This is a genomic window from Alphaproteobacteria bacterium (assembly GCA_024244705.1).
Taxonomy (GTDB): domain Bacteria; phylum Pseudomonadota; class Alphaproteobacteria; order JAAEOK01; family JAAEOK01; genus JAAEOK01.
In genome coordinates, this window is the sequence record JAAEOK010000046.1 from 1 (window position 1) to 652 (window position 652).

Genomic DNA, 652 nt, shown 5'->3' on the forward strand with positions numbered 1-652 from the left:
CAGCTATTCCATGTTCCGACGTTCCTGCGCTTCTACAGTCTCGTCTCAGGTGCCCGCTCTTGCCGCACTTCCAGCACTTCTTTATACTAGTGTTCGGCTTCGTTCCTTCTTGTTTGCTTTTCCAGCACTGCTGTTCGGTGTGCCCTCTTTTCCCGTAGCGCTTGCACTCCATAATAGTTGCTAGCCCTTTCATAGCTGGCGCTGGTCTTTTCGTTGTCTGGGAAGTATAGACGTGCGCCAGGAACTCACGTAACTCTTCCAGCGTGTAGGGGTCTCCCTTGATCATTTGGCCCCGATGTTGCTGCAGTGCTCCCTCGTACGGGTGATCCTGCTGCCTCTCGATCGCAGAGACAAAACGCCTGATTGTTATCTGCTTGCTGAAGCCTTCTCCCAGTGCTGTAAGCTTCCTATTAATCGAAGACAGCCTTGCAAACAGCATGTCTGGGTGCTCTCCTACGTGCAGCTCCTCACGTTCCCATTGGCTGAGGAGCATGTCCAGTCGGAGGTCCTGCGCACTCCTTTCGAAATGGCTGACTAATTTTGCCCGTGCTGTAATGCCTTCTTCACTCTCATCGAGTTCCTCCATGATGATGGAGTGCTGGGGGCCTTCAGATGTTCCCAGTGATAATGTTAGTAAGGCCGCGAGCTTCGG

Annotated in this window: 1 protein-coding gene; it reads right to left on the minus strand. The window is 52.9% G+C overall.

Annotated elements, in window-relative coordinates:
- On the minus strand, positions 1-586 hold a 586-nt coding region (locus tag GY791_07625), incomplete at its 3' end, for a hypothetical protein (protein ID MCP4328290.1).
- Positions 587-652: the final 66 nt, after the last annotated feature.